Source organism: Streptomyces sp. GbtcB7, from assembly GCF_019091445.1.
Lineage (GTDB): Bacteria > Actinomycetota > Actinomycetes > Streptomycetales > Streptomycetaceae > Streptomyces > Streptomyces mirabilis.
In genome coordinates this window covers 1-244 of the sequence record NZ_JAGXJM010000508.1, presented here as the reverse complement: position 1 = coordinate 244, position 244 = coordinate 1, and the positions used below count along the sequence as shown (strand labels likewise).

General features: G+C 75.8%; 1 protein-coding gene. It reads right to left on the bottom strand.

From position 1 onward, the window contains the following. Positions 1-219, bottom strand: a 219-nt coding sequence (locus tag KVT44_RS56640) for a Mov34/MPN/PAD-1 family protein (RefSeq protein WP_217577111.1), incomplete at its 3' end; no start/stop codon positions are given. Positions 220-244: the final 25 nt, after the last annotated feature.

Here is a 244-nt window from a genome sequence, read left to right as displayed (position 1 = left end):
CCCCCCGTCGCGGTCGTCCATCTCGCGGTCCAGCTTCAGCAGGTCGCCGGAGTCGAACCCGTAGAGCGTGGGCGAGCGAGCGGCGTTGAGCAGCGGGATGAAGCGCTCGGGGGGGCCCGAGCCCGCCGGGCCCGCGACGACGCCGCACGCCTCGTCGGGGTGGTCCGGGCGCGCGGGCGCGACGTTGTGGTCGACGGGGCCCTGGGGGGGGGTCAGCATGTCGGTCGGGAAAAGCTGAGGGGGC